Source organism: Streptomyces pratensis, assembly GCF_016804005.1.
GTDB classification, from domain to species: domain Bacteria; phylum Actinomycetota; class Actinomycetes; order Streptomycetales; family Streptomycetaceae; genus Streptomyces; species Streptomyces pratensis_A.
In genome coordinates this window covers 5928936-5949546 of record NZ_CP051486.1, presented here as the reverse complement: position 1 = coordinate 5949546, position 20611 = coordinate 5928936, and the positions used below count along the sequence as shown (strand labels likewise).

Below are 20611 nucleotides of genomic sequence, written 5' to 3'. Positions count from 1 at the left end.
GCCATGACGACGGGGGAGGGGACGATACGGCTCAGGCCGCCGCGCAACACGCCGGCTCCACGGGCGGTCGGCTGGTGGCGGGCCCAGTGGCTGCTGCTGACCGCGGCACCGGTGGCGGTCCTGGGCATCCTGGGCGCGCTCATAGCTCCGGCCAGGTTCTGGCTGCTGATGCCGGCCGCGGTGATCGCAGCCGTTGGCCTGCTGTGCGCCGTCCTCTTCCCCCTCTGGTGGTTCCGCACCCACCGCTGGGAGGTCACCGGCGAAGCGGTCTACGTGAGCACCGGGGCGCTCCTGCGGGAGTGGCGGATCGCGCCGATGTCCCGGATCCAGACCGTGGACACCGTGCGGGGCCCGCTGGAGCAGCTCTTCGGACTGGCCACGGTCACGGTCACCACCGCGTCCGCCAAGGGCGCCGTGCAGATCGAGGGGCTGACCCACGAGGTCGCCGCCGAGCTGGCCGAGCGGCTGACCCGGATCACCCAGGACACCCCCGGGGACGCCACGTGAGCACGGCCGTGGACAGCGGCAGCGACTGGCGGCGTCTCCATTCCCGTACGGTCCTGGTCACCGCTCTGGTCACGGCGGGAGTCGCCGTGGGCGCCGCCGTGCCGGTCACGGTCGCACTGTCCGGGCGTCTCGGATACGCGGCGGCCGTCGGCTGGGCCCTGGCGGGATCCGCCCTGCTCGTCTGCTGCGCGGCCGCCGGCGACTACGTGCGGTGGCGGCGCACCCGCTACCGGCTCGGCGCCGAGCGCGTCGATCTGCACTCCGGGCTCCTCCTGGCGAAGCGCCGCTCGCTGGCCCGCGAGCGGATCCGCAGCGTCGACCTCACCGCCCATCCGCTGCTGCGGATACTCGGGCTGGTCTCGGTCCGGATCGGCACCGGTGAGCAGACGGGTGGCGACTCCACGCTGGAACTCGACCCCGTCGCCCGTGCCGAGGGCGAGCGGCTGCGACGTGAACTCCTCGACCGTGCCGTCCCCGAGGCCCCGGGAACGCACCGCGACGGCGAACTGGCCACGCTCGATCCCCGGTGGCTCCGTTACGCACCCATCTCGTTCGCCGCGCCCGTGCTCGGCGGCACCGCCGCCGGCGGTCTGCTGCAGATCAGTGAGTGGGTCGGTGCGCAGGCCGAGGTGATCCACTGGATCGCCGACCGCTTCCAGGACACACCGCTCGTCTGGGCGATCGTCGTCATGGTCGCGGTGGCACTGGTCGCCGGTGTGATCGGAGCACTCGGGCTGTGGATCGAGATGTGGTGGAACTACCGCCTGGAACGCGAACCGGGCGGCACCCTGCGGGTGCGGCGCGGCCTGTTCACCTCGCGCTCCCTGTCCGTCGAGGAACGGCGGCTGCGCGGGGTGGACCTGGTGGAGCCCCTCGGCGTGCGGCTCGCGGGCGCCGCGCGGGTCGACGCGATCGCCACGGGCCTGACCAAGGACGAGGAGCGGAACGCCGACCACAACACCCTGCTGCCGGCCGTGCCCCGAGCTCTGGCCGACAGCATCGCCGCGGAAGTGCTGCGGGAGCCGGTCACTCCGACGGGCGCCCCGCTCACGGCCCATCCACGGGCGGCCCGCGGGCGGCGACTGCGCCGCGCCCTGTCCGTGGCCCTGGCACCGGTGCTGCTCCAGGCGGTCCTGGGCCTCCTGCTGACTCCCGTGCTGCTGTGGACCGCGCTCGCCTGCGCGGTGGTGGGCGTGCCCGCCGCCGTGCTCCTCGGCCTCGACGCGTACCGGTCGCTGGGACACACCCTCAGCGGTGGCTACCTGGTGACCCGGTCCGGCAGCGTCCGGCGTTCCACGGCGGCTCTCCAGCGGTCCGGGGTGATCGGCTGGACGGTGAAGCAGTCCTGGTTCCAGCGCAGGGCGGGACTGCTGAGCGTCACCGCCACGACGGCCGCGGGAGGCGGCGCGTACACGGCGTACGACACCGGGGCGTCCGAGGGCCTGCTCTTCGCCGCCGACGCCGTCCCCGGGCTACTGGAGCCCTTCCTGGAGCGCGGCTGAGCGGATGGGGCGCGGCCTGGGCCCAAACCCGGCCGCCTCCTGCCGGAGGTCACGGGTCGAGCAGCGTCGTGGAGGCGAAAGCGGGGATCCCCGCGGGCGGAGGAGCGTCCTGGGGCGTCGGGGCGGGGTGCCCCGCGGCCAGTACGTAGAGCGGGGTGTGGCCGGTGTCGTCCAGACCGCATCGGCCGGCGACCGCGGAATCCCTGAAGGCACCGGTCTGGGCGGGGCCGAGCCCGAGGGCCGTCGCGGTCAGGGCGAACGTCTGCCCCAGATGCCCCGCGTCGAGCAGACAGACCCGGTAGGCGCGGGGCGTTGGGTACTTCACGCTCATCCGCTCCAGCCGTGCTGCGAGCACGACGAGGAACGCGGGCCGCTCGGCCCACGACTGTCCGGCGCAGAGGTGGGCGGCCTCCGCGGGTGTGAGGCCCTCGGAAAGCATTTCGAGCCCGTGCCGCAGTCCGTCGTAGTGGTACCAGCCGGGAGCCAGGCCGCTGACACCCAGAACGCCGACGTAGGCGTCGATCTCCTGCCGGGATCCGCCCTGAGGACTGGTGCGCCGGTACAGCGCACCCCGGCCGCAGTCGATGAAGTCGACCGGACCGAAGACCACGGCCAGCAAGGTGGCCAGGGTCTCCAGTGACACCGGCGCACCGGTGAAGTCCCGGTGGGTGCGACGGTCGTACAGGACTTCGCCGAAGGGCGTTCCGAGCCCGGCCGGCCTGCGGGGGAGCAGCAGTCGGGGAGCCTGCGGATGTCCCGTGAACAGGGGAGGCGGCGGAGCCTCCACGGAGGCTTCGGCGTTCGCGTCCCCGGCGACGCCGGGCGGGTCCCCGGTGTCGCCGGGCGGGTTCCCGGTGTCGCCGGGCGGGTCTCCGGTGTCGTGGGGCGGGTCTCCGCCCGGCTGGGCGTCGTACACGTCCTGAGTGGCGTAGTGGAAGAACGACGCCTCGGGCATCCACGCCCCCCACAGCCCGGCGATCTGTTCGTCGCGTCGCGCGGCCTCGCTGCCGCGAGCCAGCAGGGCCCCGCTCCGGACCAGCGTCGTGACGGCTTCCTGGACGGTGTCGGGGGTCAGGTGGCCGAGGCGCCCGGCGGCCTCGCCGGGCGTGCTCCAGTCCTCGAAGGCGGCCAGGATCTCGGCGGCAGCCGGGTGCAGAGCCGTGGGCGTGCCGTGCGGGTGGGGGTGGACGACGAAGGCGTTGTCGTGCCAGTAGCAGGTCAGGCAACGGGAGCGGCGTAGGCGCAAGGTGACTCCTCGGCGTGCGGGAGAGGGGGAAGGGGGCCCGGACGCACGCGTGGGGCCGGGCAGGGGAGTGCCCGGCCCCACGCGGGCGGTCACGCCTCGCGGTAGGCCCACGTCCAGTTCCAGGTGGAACCCTCACCGGCCTTGGGCCGGTCGGCCCGGACAGCGATACGGTGCTTCATCTCGATCCTGCGCATCATTCGTCACCTCCTTCCGAATTCGAAGCCGCGTGTTTCGTCGCGGCGACTTCTCCATGACGCAACACGGAATCATCTTGCGCAAGAGGTGATCCGCCTCGTCATCCTTTCGTGGTGGAACCCATGGCCTCCGCTTTTATTCAGCGTCGCATTCATGGGCAGAGGCATTACGTGCTGTCGTTTGTTTCGCAGTGGACGGCGGGGCCTGGTCGCGCGTTTCTGCTCACATCCGACCGCCCCTGATCCTGGGTCGATCATGTGCATGTGGACATGATGAATGACCATCGCCGCTGGTCAAGGCCTTGAGTGGCCATTGCTTACTCATTTCTTTCAGTCTTTTTTCCGCGACCTGTCGATGCGGCCGATGGTCTCCGGAAGGTGTCATAACGTGCGGACATCGACGCCCGACGAGCAGGTGCACTCAGCTCCTGGCGGCAGAGGACACTCGTGCCGATTCATGCGGGTTCATCGTGTGCGGCCTCTCCCGGAAGCAATGTGACCTTGCATTGCGGGTGGGTGTCGCGCCGCTGAGGAAAGTGAAGAGGAAGCATGACCGTATTCAAGTCCAGCGAAATGGCGTCCGACGTGTTCGGCCGGCTTTTCGGCGTGCTGCTGGAGGATGAGCAGTTCGTCGAGAAGGCCCGCAGGGAAGCTCTCTCGGTGCAGCTGGTGCACAGCAGGCCGGACTGCAGGGTCTTCGTCTCGTCCGAGGGTGTCGTCATCGGGGACGAGGCGCCGTTCAAGGCCGCGATCACCCTCAAGATGTCCTGCGACACCGCGCACGCGCTGTGGATGGGCCGGCTGCTGGTACCCGCCGCCATCGCCACCGGCAAGGTCCGGATCCGTGGCCGGATCGCCAAGGTGCTGGAGCTGGTGCCGATGCTCCAGCCCGCCTTCGACAGCTACCCGACGATCGCCGCGGAGTCGGGCATCGGTGCCTGACCTCCCGCGTACAGCCCAGGTGACACCAGTGCCCAAGGAGCCACGACAGCCATGACCATCGCCGTACCGACAGACCTCTCCCCAGAGCTGAACTTCGACGTGCTGCCCCCGGAGGTGCAGCAACTCAAGCAAGAAGCAAGGGAGTTCGCGCAGGAGACCGTGAGGCCCCTGGTCCGGGAACTGGATCAGGCCCCGGCGGAGGAGTTCGACTGGGACGTGGTGCGCCGCGGCCACGAGATCGGTCTGACCCGGGCCGCCGTCCCCACGGACTACGGCGGTCTCGGCCTCGGCATGCTGGGAGTCGCCACCGCCCTGGAGGAAGTGGCCGCCGTGTGCCCCGGCACCGCACTCGTCTTCGGCGCCACCATGCTCGGTCAGGCCCCGCTCCTGCTCTCCGGCGATCCCCGCCTCCAGGCGCGCTACCTCCCGCTCTTCTCCGGTGACGAGCCGGTGCTCGCCTGCAACGCGGTGACGGAGGAGGACGCCGGCTGCGATCTGATCATTCCGGCGAACGCGTCGCACGCCCGCAACGTGATGACCGCACGCCGGGACGGCGACGAGTACGTGCTGACCGGCCGGAAGAGGTTCATCACCAACGCACGCTTCGCCGCCTTCGCCTCCGTCTTCGCGAACATGGAGGGCAGCCCCGGTGCCACCGGGCTCACCTCCTTCATCGTCCCCCTGAACCTCCCGGGCGTGGTCCGCGGCCCGGTCGCCGACAAGATGGGCTACCGGGCCTGCCTGGGAAGCGAGCTGGAGTTCGACGAGGTCCGGGTGCCGGCCGAGAACATGATCGGCGGCGAGGGCGAGGGCATGCCCATCAACATGGCTCAGAGCAACATGGCGCGCGCCGCCGTCGCCGGAATCTCGACCGGAGTGGCCCGAGGCGCGCTGGAACAAGCCGTCACCTGGGCGGGTGACCGCGTGCAGGGCGGATCACCGCTGTACAAGCACCAGTTCACCGCGGCGAAGCTGGCCGGCATGAGTGCCAAGGTGGACGCGGCGCGCCTGCTGTACCTCCACGCGGCGAACACCGTGGACACCCAGCTGCCACCACCCGCCTACGAACCTGCCGTAGCCAAACTGTTCGCCGACCGGGCCGCGATCGAGGTCGCCGACGCAGCGCTCTCCCTCGTCGGCGCGCGGGGGTACCTGCGCTCCTACGGAGTGGAGAAGATGCTCCGCGACGCCTACGGAACCCGCATCTACGAGGGCACCCCCGAGGTGCTGGCGCTCACGATCACCGAGAGCCTCTACGTCGAGGACGACGCCGAATGAACACCGCCTCCCCCCGCGCGGGCGGTGACGGGAACGCCCGCACCACCATCCCGACGTCCGCGGACCCCGCGGGCTCGCGCGCCCTGCGCTACGTCGCCGACATCATCGAACTGCACGAGCGGCTCAGCTACCGGCAGCTCCCGGCGGAGATCTCGGGCACGCCGCTGTACCACGCGGAGGACGAGCACAGCGGGCTGATCACCCTCACCGCGCGGGACAGCCAGTTCCCCGCGCGGTACCTCAGGGGCATCCTCGGCTTCCGGCTGGCCCAGTACCTGCGGCTGAGCTGGATCTCGGCCGACCTCGTCTACCGGACGGCCGCGTACCACGAACCGCTGCCCCGCCCCGGCCCGGTGGAGAGCATCCACACGGTGACGCTCTGCTCGCGCACCGGAAGGATCCGTGGCTACGTCGGGCTGAGCTGCTCGGCGGACACCGTGAGCCTGCCCCTCGACTCGCCACGGCGTTCCCTGTTCCCGACCGAGGCCGCCCACGGCATCGACCTGCTGGGACAGTACGCGCGCCTGGGTCTGGGGACCCATCAGGTCTTCGAGCTCAAACGCTTCCTGCGCGACCAGTCGATGCCGCTCGGGATCCAGCACGACCGAGTGCCCTGGCACCTCATGCTCGGTATGGGTGAGGCGATGATCCAGCTCGACGACGGAATCCGGCTCGTGCTCGGAGACGCCAAGGAGCACGTCGCCCTGCGCCACCTGCGCCTGGCCGGCTTCGATCTCCATGTCGTCGAGGACACCTCTCCGAGCCTGCCCCCGTCGGACCCGCTGGCGCCCATCTACCACCAGGGCGTCCTCGCCAAGCCCTTCGTCGCCCCGGTGCCAGAGGACCTGCCCTGGTACCGCGACGTCGTCAGTTCCTACATGGACGGCAGCAGCGACCTGACCTCGTACCACGAGATGGTCGCCCGGCTCGCGGGACGCAGGCAGGCTTCCGGCGGCTCCGCCATCCCGCGTCAGCGCGGAGGTGCCGCATGATCCCGGAGAGTGCCGACCGCCCGGCGGCAGGCAACGGGGAGTCGGCTCCCCACAGCGTCTTCTACGAGGAGCTGGTCACCCGCAACGCGGGGGTCGTCTCGGCCGACGAGCAGGCGGCCCTGCGCAACGCCACCATCCTGGTGGCCGGTTGCGGGTCGATCGGTGGTGCCGCGGTGGAGCCGCTGACCAGGCTCGGCGCGCAGCGCTTCCTGGTGGCGGACCCCGGAACCTTCGAGCTGAACAACCTCAACCGCCAGAACGCGGTCGCTGCCGACATCGAGCAGAACAAGGCCGCCGGTGCGGCGGAACGCATCATGTCGATCAACCCGCACGCCCGGGTGACGGTGTTCACCGAAGGGGTGACAGCGTCCACGGTGCAGAGGCTCACAGCGCCCAGCCAGATCGTCATCGACGGGGTGGACGTCACGACCGCCGACGGATGGCGCGCCAAGCACCTGCTGCACCGCGTGGCGGCCCAGCGGAGGCTCCCCCTGATCACCGGATGGGACATGGCCGGGACCCAGTACGTGCGCTGCTACGACTACCGGCGTATCCGTGAGCCCTTCGCGGGCGCCATCACGGCGGCCGACATCGAGCACGTGGACACCTGGAACCTCCTGCGCCGTGCGGTGCCGCTGCGCAGAGTGCCGGCCGAGATGCTGGCGGAGATCCGGGCGAACCACATGCGCACGGACTACAGCTTCCCCCAAGTCGCCTACACCGCCACGGCGTTCGGTGTGCTGAGCTCCCACATGGCGGTACGCCTCCTGGCCGGGAGGCCCGTGCGCCAGGAAATCAGCCTGGACGTGCACCAGATGGCCCGTCCGCTCGGTGAGCGCTGGCTGACCCGCCTGCGGTGGCCGGTCGAACTGGCGGCCCTGGTGCCGCCGATCGTCCGTCTCATGCGCGGTCCGGGCGCGCGCTGAAGGCGACCGCGCACGCATCACCGGTGGTGGTCCCGCGGTCTCCCGCGGGGCCGTCGCCGGTGCCCGCCCGCAGCCCACCCTCCAGAAAAAGGCAATCATGCATGTTCCCAAGCGGAACGTCCTGTGGACGTTCCTGTGCTGTGGCCTCGGCGTGGCCATGGTGTCCCTCGACAACCTGGTCGTCATCACCGCTCTGCCCGCGATCCGCGAGAGCCTCGGCGGCGACATCCAGCAGCTCGAGTGGACCGTCAACGCCTACACACTCACCTACGCGGTGCTGATGCTCCCCGGTGCGGCCCTGGGCGACCGGTTCGGGCGTCGGCGGATGTTCGTGGTGGGCCTCGGCATCTTCACCGTCGCCTCCGCCGCGGCGGCGCTCGCCCCCGGCATCGGCGCACTCATCGCGGCCCGCGCGCTGCAGGGCCTCGGCGCCGCCGCTCTGATGCCCCTCAACCTGACCCTGCTCACCGCGGTCGCCCCGGCGGCCCGCCGCGGCGCAGTCCTCGGAGCGCTGAGCGCCGTGGAAGGGCTTGCCATCGCCATGGGCCCACTCGTCGGCGGAGTGATGGTGGAGCACCTGACCTGGCAGTGGATCTTCTGGATCAACGTACCGATCGGGCTCCTGCTGCTGCCCCTCGGCCGCTGGAAGCTCACGGAGAGCCGGGGCCCCAACTCCCGGCTGGACCTGACCGGGACCGTACTGGCCGGCGTGGGCCTGTTCGGCATCGTGTTCGGCCTCATCCAGGGCCCCACGGACGGCTGGACGAGCATCCGCGTCCTGGTCGCGCTGGCCGGGGGTTCCCTGGTCCTGACTGCGTTCGTCGCCTGGGAACTTCGCACGGACATGCCCATGTTCCCCATGAGACTGTTCCGCCACCGGACCTTCAGCGGGATGAACGCCGCAGGTCTGCTGATGTTCGCGGGCATGTTCGGCTCGGTCTTCCTCCTCACCCAGTTCTTCCAGGGCCCGCGCGGCTACTCCCCGATGGAAGCCGGCCTGCGCATCCTGCCCTGGACCGCGGTGCCGATCTTCGTCGCACCGCTGGTCGGGTTCCTCTCCGACCGGATCGGCAGCCGGTCCATCGTGGCGATCGGACTGACGTTGCAGGCATGCGGGCTGGGCTGGATCGCCGCCCGTGTCTCACCGGACGTGAGCTATACGTCGCTGATCCCGGCCCTGGTCATGTGCGGTCTCGGCATGACCTTCTACTTCTCCCCGACCGCGAACCTGGTGATGAGCTCGGTCGACGCACAGGACCGGGGGATGGCCTCGGGAGCGGTCAACTCCCTGCGTGAGCTGGGCGGTGTCCTCGGAGTCGCCGTGCTGGCGTCGGTGTTCACCGCGCACGGCGGCCTCGCCACGCCGGACACCTTCACGGACGGCATGGTTCCGGCCCTGTGGACCGGCGCGTGTCTCATCGCCGTCGGCGCTGTCGCGGTCCTCATGACACCCAGGCGTCCGAAAACCGTCCGGGCCGGCGGTGCGAGCGCCGGCGTCAAGATCTCAGGCGCGGAGAGCGCCCAGGCCTGACACCGGGCCGGTGATCCGGTCCACCACAACGCGTTCCCACGCCCCGCAGAAAGGAAAGACCGATCAGCGCACACGTCCGCGTCCTGCTCGTCGACGACCGCGCCATCACCCGGGCCGGCATCCGGGCCGTACTCGACAGGGACGGGAGGATCGAGGTGGTCGGGGAGGCCGTCGACGCCGCGGACGCCGAGCGCCAGGTGCTCCGCCTCGGCCCCGCCGTGGTGCTCGCCGACGCACAGTCACCCGGCCTCGACGCCGTCGGTATGGTCGCCGCGATTGCCGCACGGTGCGGGGACGACATGCCGGCCGTCCTGCTGACGGCCCACGGCACCGGCGGCACCGCGCGGGAAGCCCTCCGGGCCGGTGCCAAGGGCGTGGTGCTGAGCAGCGCCACCCCGGAGCAGCTGGTGTCCGCCGTCCACATGGTCTCCGCGGGGTACGCCGTCTACGCGGCGGCCGGTCCTCAGCGCCCCGGGGCCGGCGGGGAGCTCTGGCCCGGGGCCGTCAGCCGGCCGGACACGGACGCCGAGCGCGCACGTGCCGATCTGCTGACCCGGAGGGAACACGAGGTGCTGCGGCTCCTGGCTCGCGGCCTCAGCAACGCCGAGATGTCCGCAGAGCTCGTGGTGAGCGAGAGCACCGTCAAGTCGCACGTGCAGAACCTGCTCGACAAGCTTCACCTGCGCAACCGCGTGCACGCCGTGATCTACGCGCACCGGACGGGGCTGGCACCCGCGGTCTGTGCCTGCTCCGGAGCTCCGTGAGCCCGGCCGGAACGCCGCCGGACCGCGGAGCCCCCGCCGGACCGGTGTCCGGCGGGGCCTCCGCGTGCTCAGCCCAGCCCCTCCAGGAGGTAACCGCGCCGGCTGGCAGTGCGCACCCGCAGCCCCAGAGGCAGCACCCGGCGCCGGATCCTCATCACGTGCAGGTCCAGGGCGTTGCGGCTGGCCGTACTGCCCCGTGTGCTCAGCAGAGTGAGCAGCTCGTCACGCGCGACCAGGCTCCCGAAGCGCTGTACCAGAGGCCTCAACAGGTACATCTCGGTCGGGGACACAGGCACGACTCGGCTGCCGTACCTGAGCAGCCCGTCGTGGTCCAGCGCCGGCACATCGTGGGACGAGGCCCTGGCACGCAGGGCCGAGATGCGTGCGGCGAAGTCCTCACGTGTGATCGGCGATCGGACCCAGTCCTCCCGCACGTCCGTGGACACAGGCGGCGTCGCCCCGTTCTCGATCACGAGCAGGCGGAGAACGCCCCTGTGCCGGAAGTGTTCCAGCTTCGACGCTTCGAGAGGCCAGCGGACTACTTGAACCTGTTCCTCTTCGGAGGACGGTTGCGCCCATTTGGTGTGCGGCACGATTCTCCCTTTCCGGATTTTGCAGGAGAACGGAAAAGTCATCCGTAAGCCCCCCTTGCCCCTGGTGTGCATTAATTTATTTTTGAAATGCATCGGAGTCCGAGGCGGGCGCTGGTAACTGTTCTCTGCAGCCTCTTTCTTTACTATGCAGCATTCCTGAGTGTTGTGGCAATAAGCAGTAATCGAAGGCATTGTACGACAAGTCAGAAAGAATTTGATCATGGTGCTGAGCTCGCCATACTCTGTGCTGTAGGAGGTGATGTGCTCTCTTCGTACGCCTCTCTCCGTGCTCTCCGTGTCCCCAGGATGGGGGGGAATCCTCTGAAAGGGGGAGTCGATAATTCGACAGAATAGACGAGGTGCTAAGGCGGTGGTAGCGCATAGATTGAGTCGCGGTAGCGGGGGAGGGGAATCTGCTACCGGTGACTTGTCCAGCCTCTGTGGCATTCCATGCGTTTGCCCGGGGATGCGGCATTTTCAGGACACGCCCGACCCGAGGAAAGGGGAGCTGCTATGTGTGTGACTTCAGAAACGAATGTATTTATCGACGGAGAGGGAAGAGCCCGGAGAAGCGGCCCGCGCATCATGACCGCACTCGTACCCGAAGCCGGTGCCGTGTCCCCTGCCGACCACGCCGCAGCCCCGTCCGCCGAGCCCCTGCTCCTCGCACCGGAACCGGATGGACACGGCAATCCCGCTCAGGTCGCCGGCACCCGCGATCTGTTGCTCGCGGTGGCGAGGCTCACCATGGCCGGGCTGAGCGCGTCCGGGTGGTCGGTCGGCAGCTCCGGCAAGGGGGTTCGCCGTGCTGCGTACGGCCGGTGAAACCGCGCACTCCCGGGTCCGGCCGGGTGGCGATGTCCTCGTGACGGGCATGGGTGCCACCACTCCGCTCGGCGCCGATGTCCCGGGCACCTGGGACGGGCTCCTGGCCGGCCGGTCCGGCATCTCGCCGATCCTGGCTCCGTGGGTCACCGAGCTGCCGGTCCACATCGCCGGCAGCATGATGCGGGACCCGTACGCTGAGGTGGGCCGGGTGCAGGGGCGCCGACTCGACCGCAGCCAGGCGGCGGCGATCGTCGCGGCCCGGGAGGCATGGTCGGACGCGGGGCCGCCGGAGGCCGAACCCGAACGGCTGGCCGTGGTGGTCGGCACCGGTATCGGCGGCGCGCTGACCATGCTGGACCAGCACGACCTCATGGGGGAGCGCGGCCAGCGCGCCGTATCTCCCTACACGGTCCCGAGGCTCATGCCGAACGGCGCTTCGGCAGTGGTCAGCCTTCTGCTGGGAGCACGCGCGGGGACACACGCCCCGACCAGCGCCTGTGCCTCGGGTGCCGAGGCGATCGCGGTGGGCGCCCTGCTGATCCGCGCCGGCCGTGCCGATGTGGTGGTGGCCGGGGGCACCGACGCCTGTATCCATCCGCTCTCCCTCGGCGCGTTCGCGCAGATGCGCGCCCTGTCGTTGCGCAACGACGCGCCCGAACGGGCCTCCAGGCCCTTCGACCGTCGGCGTGACGGCTTCGTGATGTCCGAAGGCGCGGGGATGGTCGTGCTGGAACGGGGCGACTTCGCGCGTGCGCGAGGCGCGCGCGTCCACGCGGCCCTGGCGGGGACCGGCGTCACGTCGGACGCCCACGACATCACGCTGCCCGACGCCGCGGGCCAGGCCCGCGCCATCGACGAGGCGTTGCGCGACGCAGGCCTCACCGGCGGAGACATCGGCCACGTCAACGCCCACGCGACCGGCACCCCCCAGGGAGACGTGGCCGAGTCCCGGGCCGTGACGGCAGCGGTGGGTGATCACCCGGTGGTCACCGCGGCGAAGTCCGCCACCGGTCACCTGCTGGGTGCCTCGGGCGCGGTGGAGGCGATTCTCACGGTGCTCGCTCTCAAGGAGTCCCTGGTGCCACCGGTGCGCAACCTGGAGGAGGTCGGGGACGGCATCGGGCTCGACCTGGTGACCGGCGTACCGCGCAGAGCCGAAGCCACCGCCGCGCTGTCGACGTCCTTCGGCTTCGGCGGGCACAACGTGGTGCTGATCTTCACCCGTGGCTGAGCACCGCAGGGGCGCACCGGTCGTACGAGCCCGCCGGCCGCGGCGCCGGCCCGGTGTCGCGGACGCCCGCTACCGGACCGCTGCCCGCTCCCTCAGCGGGACGAGGTGACCGGCGACATCGTCAGGATGTGTGAGCTGAGGGTAGTGGCCTGCCGACGCGATCTCGGTGACCGGCAGGACGCTCGGCCCCTCCAGCGGATCCCGCGAACCGATGATGAGCTCCACCGGTGCGGTGACACGGTGCAGAGCGATCCGGAGGGCGCCGCGCTGCCCGTACGCCGAGCGCAGAGCGGCCACGACCCGGACCGCTGCTCCAGCTCGCCGCAGGTCTTCCACCGGCCCCTCCAGACAACCGTCGTGCGGGAGGCCCAGCGAGTGGGCGAGCCGCTCGGCGGACATCCGGCGCAGGACGGGCACGGCGAGAGGGGAACGCATCAGCCACGAGGACGCCGGCTGGAGAAACGCCGGGGAGACGAGGACCAGCGCACCTACGCGCTCGGGATGCCGCAGGGCGTAACGAAGGGCCGGTCCGCAGGAGTAGGAGTGCGCGACCAGGACCGGCCGGCTCCGGACCGGATCCAGGAGGGCTGCCAGCCAGGCGTCGTGCGACTGCCGGGCGGGCGCCGACCGTCCGAAGCCGGGCAGGTCCGCCGCGAGGGTGGGAGCGTCCACCCGGTCCGCCACGGGCGTCCAGGAGTCGGAGTCGACCGGAAGCCCGTGCAGGAACACGTAGCCCGGCCGCTCCCGGTCGCCCACCACCCAGGTCCTGTCCTCGCCGACCTGCTGGAAGCCGTACGGCGCGCGCGGTGCCCGGACCCGTCCGAAGCGGGCGGCGACCAGGTCGTCGGTCCACCTGCGCAGGGCGTCGTGCACCGGCGGCATCTCGAGCCCGAAGGACTCGGCGAGCTCGCGCGCGGACGACGTGTCGTACCGGTCGGTCGAGAGGAAGGACAGGGTCTCGGGATCCGCCCTGGTGATCGCGCGGGGGAGGCGCTTGAGGAGACCGACGGGAACGGAACGCCGCGGAGCCCGTACCCCCATGTGCTCGGCGAGCAGCGCGACGAGCTGTGGCAGGTGGGGAGTGGCGTCGTCCAGCAGCCAGTAGGTGTTGTCCGCGCTCTCCCGCTTCTCCGGAAGGGAGGCCAGGAACTGGACGAAGTAGTCGAGCGCGACGACGGGCAGGAAGATGTCAGGACCGCCGGGCAGTGCGGCGAGGCGGCCCCTCCAGAGCTGCCCGACCAGGTCCGCCAGGCCGAGGTACTGCCCCTGGCCGATCACCGTGCTGGGGTTGACGACGGTCAGAGGGACGCCCAGTGCGCTTGCCCGTGCCCGTGCCGTCGCGTCGCCCTCGCGCTTCGACGCCTCGTAGGCGCCGTCCCGCCGGTAGTCGGGCGAGCCGGCGTCGGCCGCGGCCATGCGATATCCGCTGATGTGCACCACCCGGCGCAGTTGCGGGCGGGCGGCGGCCCACTCGATCACATGCGCGGCGCCGTCCACGTTGACCGCCCGGGCCTCGGCGGGGTCGACGCCGAACGCGAATCGCGCTGCCGTGTTGTACACGTCGCGCACTTCGTCCAGGCCCCCCGGCTCCGGCAGGCCGAGCCCCGGCCGGGTGATGTCGGCGGGGACGACCGTGAGCCGGTCGGTTTCCACCCCCCGGTCCGCGAGCCACTCCGTCAGCCGGTCGCCGCTGCCGTGCACGGCAGCGGCGACGTACTGGCCGCGGCGCAGGAGTTCCAGTACGAGGGAGCGGCCGATGAAGCCACCGGCGCCGAAGACAACCGAGTTCGCGGACATGCCATCTCCTTGCGGCCGGACACGAGGTGACGCGGTGCGTCGGGTGACGGAACGGGCGGCCACGCCCGCACACGACGCCTGTCACCGTACCGCCGGTCTCACTCTGAGTGAACGGCCCATGGGCCGGAGTCACCCGAAAGCGCGTCGGCCCGTCCCGTGGCCGGTCTGTGGCTCACCGCGCGGGCGGTACGAGACGCGCGGGAGGCGCGGGGCGCGCGGCCGGAGTGAGGCGCGGGGACCGTGCGGGGCGCGCGGGTGGAAGCCGGCCTGCCGTCGCGCCTCCTGTCACGCCAGGGCCCCTCCGGCAGGGCATGTGTCACCACCCCGACGGATGACCACATCAGCTCGCGTTCTGACGTAAGCGTGAGGAACCAGCCGGGAGGCACCTCCATGCAGGTCCCGTATCTCCACACCACCGATCCCACCGTCCGTACCGGCTCCGGGAGGCAGGTCCTCCGGGAAGGGCCGGCCGCAAGCGCCGACCGATGGCGCCGCCGTGTGTTCCGTCGGACCGCCGCCGCGCTGACCGTCCTCGCAGTCCTGTTCCCCGTCATGGCCGCACCCGGTCCGGACGGCCTCGCCCCGCGTACGGTCTCCGTCGCCGCGGGCCCCGGCGCCGGACACACCAGCTGGAAGCGCGCCTACCTCGCCTCCATCGATCACCCCGACACCCCGCCCCCCGGCGCCGACGACTGGAACTGCCTGCCCGGCGCCCGGCATCCCCGGCCGGTGGTCCTCCTTCACGGCACGTACGAGAACGCCTACAGCAACTGGAGCGCCCTCTCACCCCGGCTCAGGGCCGAGGGCTACTGCGTCTTCGCCGTCAACTTCGGCGCACCGCGCGGCGACGTCGCCAAGGGAAGGGCCGCGATCCCCGAGTCCGCCGAGGAGGTGGCCCGCTTCGTCGACCGGGTCCTCGACCGCACGGGAGCCAGGCAGGTCGACCTGGTGGGTCACTCCCAGGGCGGTGGGATCCTGCCTCGCTATTACCTGAAGTTCGCGGGCGGCGCCCACCCGTCCGATCCGGCCCGCAACAAGGTGCACCACTTGATCGGCATCTCCCCGGCCAACCACGGCAGTACGGTCTCCGGACTCGCCACCCTCGCCCAGCGGCTGCACATCCTCGCGCCGGCCGCCGAATTCGGCGGGCAGGCACTGGCGGACCAGACGATCGGATCAGCGGTGAACCGGCGGCTCGACACCGGCGGTGACACCATGCCGGGGGTGCGGTACACCACTCTGGTCACGCGGTGGGACAGGATCGTCACCCCCTACGAACGCCAGTACCTCCGCCCCGGTCACTCCACCGGCCGGGTCACCGACACCACTGTCCAGGACCTGTGCCCACGGGACCGGACGGGGCACATGGGAAGCCCCTACGCCCCGGTCTTCCTGCGCCTCGTCAGCAATGCCCTCGACCCCGCGACGGCGCGGCAGCCCGACTGCGGCCACGGGTCTGCCGTTCCTGACGGGGGCAAGGCCCAGGTACGCCTGCCCGCCGGCGGACGGTGACCTCCAGGACGTCCCGGATGCCGTTCCCCGAGCGGGTGAACACGCCGTTCGAGCGGACGGAGCCCCGCCCCCGGTACGTCGGACAGCGGGCGGAAGGGAGCGAGCGGGAGCCCGCAGAGCCGGCGCATGTGGCGCCGTGTGAGCGTTCGGACGGGAGGCCCTGACGTCCGGGTGGGCGGAAGAAGGCCCTCACGCCCGGGGGCGCGGGCGGGCGCGTGGACAGGTGGCCGTCACAGCGAGAGGCCCGGCCCCGCTCCTGGGAGCGGGACCGGGCCTCCTACGTCGTTCGGCTACGCGGACGCGGGCGGGTACAGCGCGCGCGGCAGCTTCGAGGCCGCTGCGGCGTCCAGCAGCCACAGCGTGCGGCTGCGGCCGTACGCCCCCGCCGCCGGTGCCTGGATCTCTCCGGCCCCGGACAGCGCGATCTCCGCGGCCTGCGCCTTGTCCTCACCCGCGGCCAGCAGCCACACCTCACGCGCCGCCCGGATGGCGGGCAGCGTGAGCGAGACGCGGGTGGGCGGCGGCTTGGGAGCGCCGTGCACACCGACGACGGTGCGCTCGGTCTCCCGTACCGCCGGCAGCTCCGGGAAGAGGGACGCGACATGGGTGTCCGGCCCGACGCCCAGCATCAGCACGTCGAACGTCGGGACGGGCCCGTGGTCCTCCGGGCCTGCCGCGGCGGCGAGCTCCGCGGCGTAGCCGGCTGCCGCGGAGTCGGCGTCGCCGCCGTACGGCCCGTCGGACGCGGGCATCGCGTGGACCCGGGAGGGGTCCAGCTCCACCTTGTCCAGCAGGGCCTCGCGGGCCTGCGTGACATTGCGCTCCGGATCGCCCTCGGGCAGGAACCGCTCGTCGCCCCACCACAGATCGAGCCGTGACCAGTCGATCGCGTCCCGGGCGGGCGAGTCGGCGAGCGCGGCCAGCAGGCCGTTGCCGTTACGTCCACCGGTGAGGACCACCGAGGCGTAACCGCGGGCGGCCTGGGCGTCCACGATCTTCGTGATCAGCCTGGCCGCCGCGGCCTGAGCCATCAGCTCCTTGTCGCGGTGCACGACGAGCTGCGGAGCACTCACTTCGACGCCGCCTTCTTGGCCGCCGTCTTCTTCGCGGCAGGGGCGGCGGAACCCGCAGGCTCCGGCCGCTTCTGCCCCGAACCGACGGAGGACGGCTCCGTCGGCCCGCCGAGGCGCTCCACGCCGAACTTCACCGTGGCCTCGTAGATGTTGTCCGGGTCCAGACGGCGCAGTTCCTCCGCGAGGAGCTCGGCGGTCTCCCGCCGCTTCAGCGCGACCGCGCGGTCCGGCTGGCCGGCCATGCAGAGCGTCGCCAGGGAGCCGTCCGGACGGTCCAGGACGATCACACCGTTCTTGGTCTCCAGCCGCACGGCCGTCAGACCGGGACCACCGGAGTGGGTGCGCTCCACCGGGACCCCGAGCCGGTCCGCGAGCCACATGGCCAGCAGTTCACAGCTCGGGTTGTCGGACTCACCCTCGACCGTCGCCGAGATGACCTGCGCCGGCTGCTGGTCCAGAGCCGCCGCCAGCATCGAGCGCCACGGCGTGATGCGCGTCCAGGCCAGGTCGGTGTCCCCCGGCCGGTACGTCGCCGCGCGCACCGACAGCTCGTCGAGCGGGTGCTCGGCGGAGTAGGTGTCGGTGATACGACGCTGGGCGAGGGCGCCGAGCGGGTCCTTGGCCGGATCCGCCGGAGCGTCCTCGGGCCACCACGCCACCACCGGGGCGTCCGGCAGCAGCAGCGGCAGGACGACGGACTGGGCGTGGTTGGCCAGTTCGCCGTGCAGGCGCAGGACGACGGTCTCGCCCGAGCCGGCGTCGGAACCGACCCGGATCTCGGCGTCGAGCCGGGCGTCGCGGCGCGCACGCGGCGAGCGGCTGACCCTCTTGATCACCACGATGATCCGCGAGGGATGCTCACGCGAGGAGTCGTTCGCCGCCTTGAGCGCGTCGTAGGCGTTCTCCTCGTCCGTGACGATGACGAGGGTGAGCACCATGCCCACGGCCGGGGAGCCGATGGAACGGCGCGCCGAGATGAGGGTCTGGTTGATCTTGCTGGACGTGGTTTCCGTGAGATCGATCTTCATGGCCGGCGCCAGCTCCGTCCGTCGCGTGCGAGCATGTCGTCCGCCTCGGCCGGACCCCAGGTACCGGACGCGTACCGGGCGGGCTTGCCGTGCTTGTCCCAGTACTCCTCGATCGGGTCGAGGATGTTCCAGGAGAGCTCGACCTCCTGGTGGCGCGGGAAGAGGTTGGCGTCGCCGAGCAGGACATCGAGGATGAGCCGCTCGTACGCCTCCGGGCTGGACTCCGTGAAGGACTCGCCGTAGGCGAAGTCCATCGTGACGTCCCGCACCTCCATGGACGTGCCGGGCACCTTGGAGCCGAACCGGACCGTGACCCCCTCGTCCGGCTGCACCCGGATGACCAGGGCGTTTCCGCCCAGCTCCTCCGTCGCACCGGACTCGAAGGGCAGATAAGGGGCGCGCTTGAAGACGACCGCGATCTCGGTGACCCGACGGCCGAGGCGCTTGCCGGTACGGAGATAGAACGGAACGCCCGCCCAGCGGCGGTTGTTGATCGTCAGCTTGATCGCGGCGAAGGTGTCCGTCTTCGACTTGGGGTCGATGCCGTCTTCCTCGAGGTAGCCGGGAACCTCCTGGCCGCCCTGCCACGCGTGCGTGTACTGCCCGCGAACCGTGTGCTTGCCCAGGTCCTCCGGCAGCTCCACCGCCGTGAGCACCTTCAGCTTCTCGGCGACCAGCGCCTTGGGGTGGAAGGAGCCGGGCTCCTCCATCGCCGTCAGCGCCAGCAGCTGGAGCAGGTGGTTCTGGATGACGTCCCGGGCCGCGCCGATGCCGTCGTAGTAGCCGGCCCGGCCGCCGATGCCGATGTCCTCGGCCATCGTGATCTGGACGTGGTCGACGTACGACCGGTTCCAGATCGGCTCCCACATGGTGTTGGCGAAGCGCAGCGCCAGGATGTTCTGGACCGTCTCCTTGCCGAGGTAGTGGTCGATACGGAAGACCTCGTTCGGCGGGAACACGTCGTGCACGAGCTGGTTCAGCTCCTGCGCGCTCTCCAGGTCGTGACCGAACGGCTTCTCGATGACGGCCCGCCGCCAGCTGCCTTCCTTCTGGTCGGCCAGCCCGTGCTTCTTGAGCTGCTGGACGACCTTGGGGAAGAACTTCGGCGGCACTGAGAGGTAGAAGGCGAAGTTGCCGCCGGTGCCCTGCGCCTTGTCGAGCTCCTCGATCGTGGCCCTGAGGGTCTCGAACGCGTCGTCGTCGTCGAAGTTGCCCTGGACGAAGCGCATGCCCTGGCTGAGCTGCTGCCAGACCTCTTCGCGGAAGGGGGTGCGGGAATGCTCCTTGACGGCGTCGTGGACGACCTGGGCGAAGTCCTCGTCCTCCCAGTCGCGGCGCGCGAAGCCGATGAGCGAGAAGCCCGGTGGCAGCAGGCCGCGATTGGCCAGGTCGTAGACGGCGGGCATCAGCTTTTTACGGGACAAATCGCCCGTGACGCCAAAGATCACCAGGCCCGACGGCCCCGCGATACGCGGGAGCCGTCGGTCCTGTGCGTCACGGAGCGGGTTGGCTCCGGGAACACCAGACAAGGTGGTCAGCCCTCCGAAGGAGCGAGGCGCTTGAGCTCGGCCTCGGTGGAGTTGAGCAGGTCGATCCAGGCGGCTTCGAACTTCTCGACGCCCTCGTCCTCCAGCAGCTGGACGACGGCGTCGTAGCTGACCCCGAGCTTCTTGATCGCGTCGAGGTCGGCACGGGCCTGGTCGTAACGGCCGGCGACGGTGTTGCCACTGATCTCACCGTGGTCGGCCACGGCCTCCAGCGTCGCCTCCGGCATGGTGTTGACCGTGTTCGGCGCGACGAGGTCGTCGACGTACAGGGTGTCCTTGAGGGACGGGTCCTTCACGCCGGTGGAGGCCCACAGCGGACGCTGCTTGTTGGCCTGCGCCTTGTCCAGGGCGGCCCAGCGGTCACCCGCGAAGACCTCCTCGTACGCCTCGTAGGCGAGACGGGCGTTGGCGAGGGCGGACTTGCCCTTCGCGGACTTCGCCTCGTCGCTGCCGATGGCGTCCAGGCGCTTGTCGATCTCGGTGTCCACACGGGACACGAAGAAGGACGCCACGGAGTGGATCTTGGAGAGGTCGAGGCCGGCGGCCTTCGCCTTCTCCAGGCCCGCCAGGTAGGCGTCCATGACCTCGCGGTAGCGCTCCAGCGAGAAGATCAGCGTGACGTTGACGCTGATGCCCTTGCCGATGACCTCGGTGATCGCCGGGAGGCCGGCCTTGGTCGCCGGGATCTTGATGAGCGTGTTCGGCCGGTCCACCAGCCAGGCCAGCTGCTTGGCCTCGGCGACGGTGGCCGCGGTGTGGTGGGCCAGGCGCGGGTCGACCTCGATGGAGACCCGGCCGTCCTGGCCGTCGGTGGCGTCGAAGACGGGACGCAGGATGTCGGCGGCGTCACGGACGTCGGCCGTCGTGATCATGCGGATGGCTTCGTCGACCGTGACCTTGCGGGTGGCGAGGTCCGTGAGCTGCTGGTCGTAACCGTGGCCCTGGGAGATCGCCTTCTGGAAGATCGACGGGTTGGTCGTGACACCCACGACGTGACTCTGGTCGATCAGCTCGGCGAGGTTGCCGGAGGTGATCCGCGTGCGGGACAGGTCGTCGAGCCAGATCGCCACGCCCTCGTCCGAGAGGCGCTTGAGTGCGTCTGTCATGAGAATTGCATCTC

Annotated in this window: 18 protein-coding genes; 11 read left to right on the top strand and 7 right to left on the bottom strand. The window is 70.8% G+C overall.

Annotated elements, in window-relative coordinates; all coding sequences use genetic code 11:
* Positions 1 to 3: 3 nt before the first annotated feature.
* Together HED23_RS24575 and HED23_RS24570 are read left to right on the top strand one after the other, a co-directional pair.
* On the top strand, positions 4 to 507 hold the full coding sequence (locus HED23_RS24575; RefSeq protein ID WP_203185557.1) for a PH domain-containing protein: 504 nt from the start codon (positions 4 to 6) through the stop codon (positions 505 to 507).
* On the top strand, positions 504 to 2009 hold the full coding sequence (locus HED23_RS24570; protein ID WP_203185556.1) for a PH domain-containing protein: 1506 nt from the start codon (positions 504 to 506) through the stop codon (positions 2007 to 2009). The genes HED23_RS24575 and HED23_RS24570 overlap by 4 nt, the downstream gene beginning before the upstream one ends.
* 49 nt (positions 2010 to 2058) lie before the next feature.
* On the opposite strand, the gene HED23_RS24565 is transcribed toward HED23_RS24570, so the two are convergent.
* The gene (locus HED23_RS24565) at positions 2059 to 3255 is read right to left on the bottom strand and encodes a SagB/ThcOx family dehydrogenase (protein ID WP_203185555.1); all 1197 of its coding nucleotides are present in this window, start codon (positions 3253 to 3255) and stop codon (positions 2059 to 2061) included.
* A 743-nt stretch (positions 3256 to 3998) separates the two neighbouring features.
* On the opposite strand from HED23_RS24565, the gene HED23_RS24560 reads away from it, so the two are divergent.
* From HED23_RS24560 to HED23_RS24535, 6 genes are all read left to right on the top strand, one after another.
* Positions 3999 to 4391 (top strand): hypothetical protein, encoded by a 393-nt coding sequence (locus HED23_RS24560; protein WP_203185554.1) that lies wholly within the window; start codon positions 3999 to 4001, stop codon positions 4389 to 4391.
* 51 nt (positions 4392 to 4442) lie between these two features.
* Positions 4443 to 5669 carry an acyl-CoA dehydrogenase family protein gene (locus HED23_RS24555; RefSeq protein WP_203185553.1) on the top strand — a complete coding sequence of 409 codons (1227 nt, stop codon included), beginning with the start codon at positions 4443 to 4445 and terminating at the stop codon, positions 5667 to 5669.
* Positions 5666 to 6661, top strand: coding sequence for a hypothetical protein (locus HED23_RS24550; protein WP_203185552.1), 996 nt, complete (start codon positions 5666 to 5668; stop codon positions 6659 to 6661). The genes HED23_RS24555 and HED23_RS24550 overlap by 4 nt, the downstream gene beginning before the upstream one ends.
* The gene (locus HED23_RS24545; RefSeq protein WP_203185551.1) at positions 6658 to 7587 is read left to right on the top strand and encodes a HesA/MoeB/ThiF family protein; all 930 of its coding nucleotides are present in this window, start codon (positions 6658 to 6660) and stop codon (positions 7585 to 7587) included. Before HED23_RS24550 ends, HED23_RS24545 begins: the two co-directional genes overlap by 4 nt.
* Before the next feature lie 97 nt (positions 7588 to 7684).
* Complete coding sequence (locus HED23_RS24540) at positions 7685 to 9118, top strand: MFS transporter (RefSeq protein WP_203185550.1); 1434 nt, start codon at positions 7685 to 7687, stop codon at positions 9116 to 9118.
* 62 nt (positions 9119 to 9180) lie between these two features.
* Entirely contained in the window at positions 9181 to 9882 is a 702-nt protein-coding gene (locus HED23_RS24535) for a response regulator transcription factor (protein ID WP_338019624.1), read from the top strand.
* Between the two features lie 68 nt (positions 9883 to 9950).
* On the opposite strand, the gene HED23_RS24530 is transcribed toward HED23_RS24535, so the two are convergent.
* Positions 9951 to 10475 (bottom strand): helix-turn-helix domain-containing protein, encoded by a 525-nt coding sequence (locus tag HED23_RS24530; protein WP_238442092.1) that lies wholly within the window; start codon positions 10473 to 10475, stop codon positions 9951 to 9953.
* Positions 10476 to 11060: 585 nt separating this feature from the next.
* Between HED23_RS24530 and HED23_RS24525 the strand changes: the two genes are divergently transcribed.
* A complete protein-coding gene (locus tag HED23_RS24525) occupies positions 11061 to 11300 on the top strand; it encodes a hypothetical protein (protein ID WP_203185547.1) in 240 nt (79 codons plus the stop codon).
* Complete coding sequence (locus HED23_RS24520; protein WP_274383039.1) at positions 11281 to 12534, top strand: beta-ketoacyl-[acyl-carrier-protein] synthase family protein; 1254 nt, start codon at positions 11281 to 11283, stop codon at positions 12532 to 12534. The genes HED23_RS24525 and HED23_RS24520 overlap by 20 nt, the downstream gene beginning before the upstream one ends.
* A gap of 69 nt (positions 12535 to 12603) precedes the next feature.
* On the opposite strand, the gene HED23_RS24515 is transcribed toward HED23_RS24520, so the two are convergent.
* Entirely contained in the window at positions 12604 to 14331 is a 1728-nt protein-coding gene (locus HED23_RS24515; RefSeq protein ID WP_203185546.1) for an alpha/beta fold hydrolase, read from the bottom strand.
* A 390-nt stretch (positions 14332 to 14721) separates the two neighbouring features.
* Between HED23_RS24515 and HED23_RS24510 the strand changes: the two genes are divergently transcribed.
* Positions 14722 to 15843: an esterase/lipase family protein gene (locus tag HED23_RS24510; RefSeq protein WP_203185545.1), complete on the top strand. Its 1122-nt coding sequence runs from the start codon at positions 14722 to 14724 to the stop codon at positions 15841 to 15843.
* A 290-nt stretch (positions 15844 to 16133) separates the two neighbouring features.
* On the opposite strand, the gene pgl is transcribed toward HED23_RS24510, so the two are convergent.
* From pgl to tal, 4 genes are read right to left on the bottom strand one after another with little or no spacing between them, the layout of a single operon-like run.
* Positions 16134 to 16916 (bottom strand): 6-phosphogluconolactonase, encoded by a 783-nt coding sequence (gene pgl, locus HED23_RS24505; protein WP_203185544.1) that lies wholly within the window; start codon positions 16914 to 16916, stop codon positions 16134 to 16136.
* Positions 16913 to 17944, bottom strand: coding sequence for a glucose-6-phosphate dehydrogenase assembly protein OpcA (gene opcA, locus HED23_RS24500; RefSeq protein ID WP_203185543.1), 1032 nt, complete (start codon positions 17942 to 17944; stop codon positions 16913 to 16915). The genes pgl and opcA overlap by 4 nt, the downstream gene beginning before the upstream one ends.
* A complete protein-coding gene (gene zwf / locus HED23_RS24495; RefSeq protein WP_203185542.1) occupies positions 17941 to 19473 on the bottom strand; it encodes a glucose-6-phosphate dehydrogenase in 1533 nt (510 codons plus the stop codon). Before zwf ends, opcA begins: the two co-directional genes overlap by 4 nt.
* 5 nt (positions 19474 to 19478) lie before the next feature.
* Positions 19479 to 20597 carry a transaldolase gene (gene tal, locus HED23_RS24490; protein ID WP_203185541.1) on the bottom strand — a complete coding sequence of 373 codons (1119 nt, stop codon included), beginning with the start codon at positions 20595 to 20597 and terminating at the stop codon, positions 19479 to 19481.
* Between the last annotated feature and the right edge of the window lie 14 nt (positions 20598 to 20611).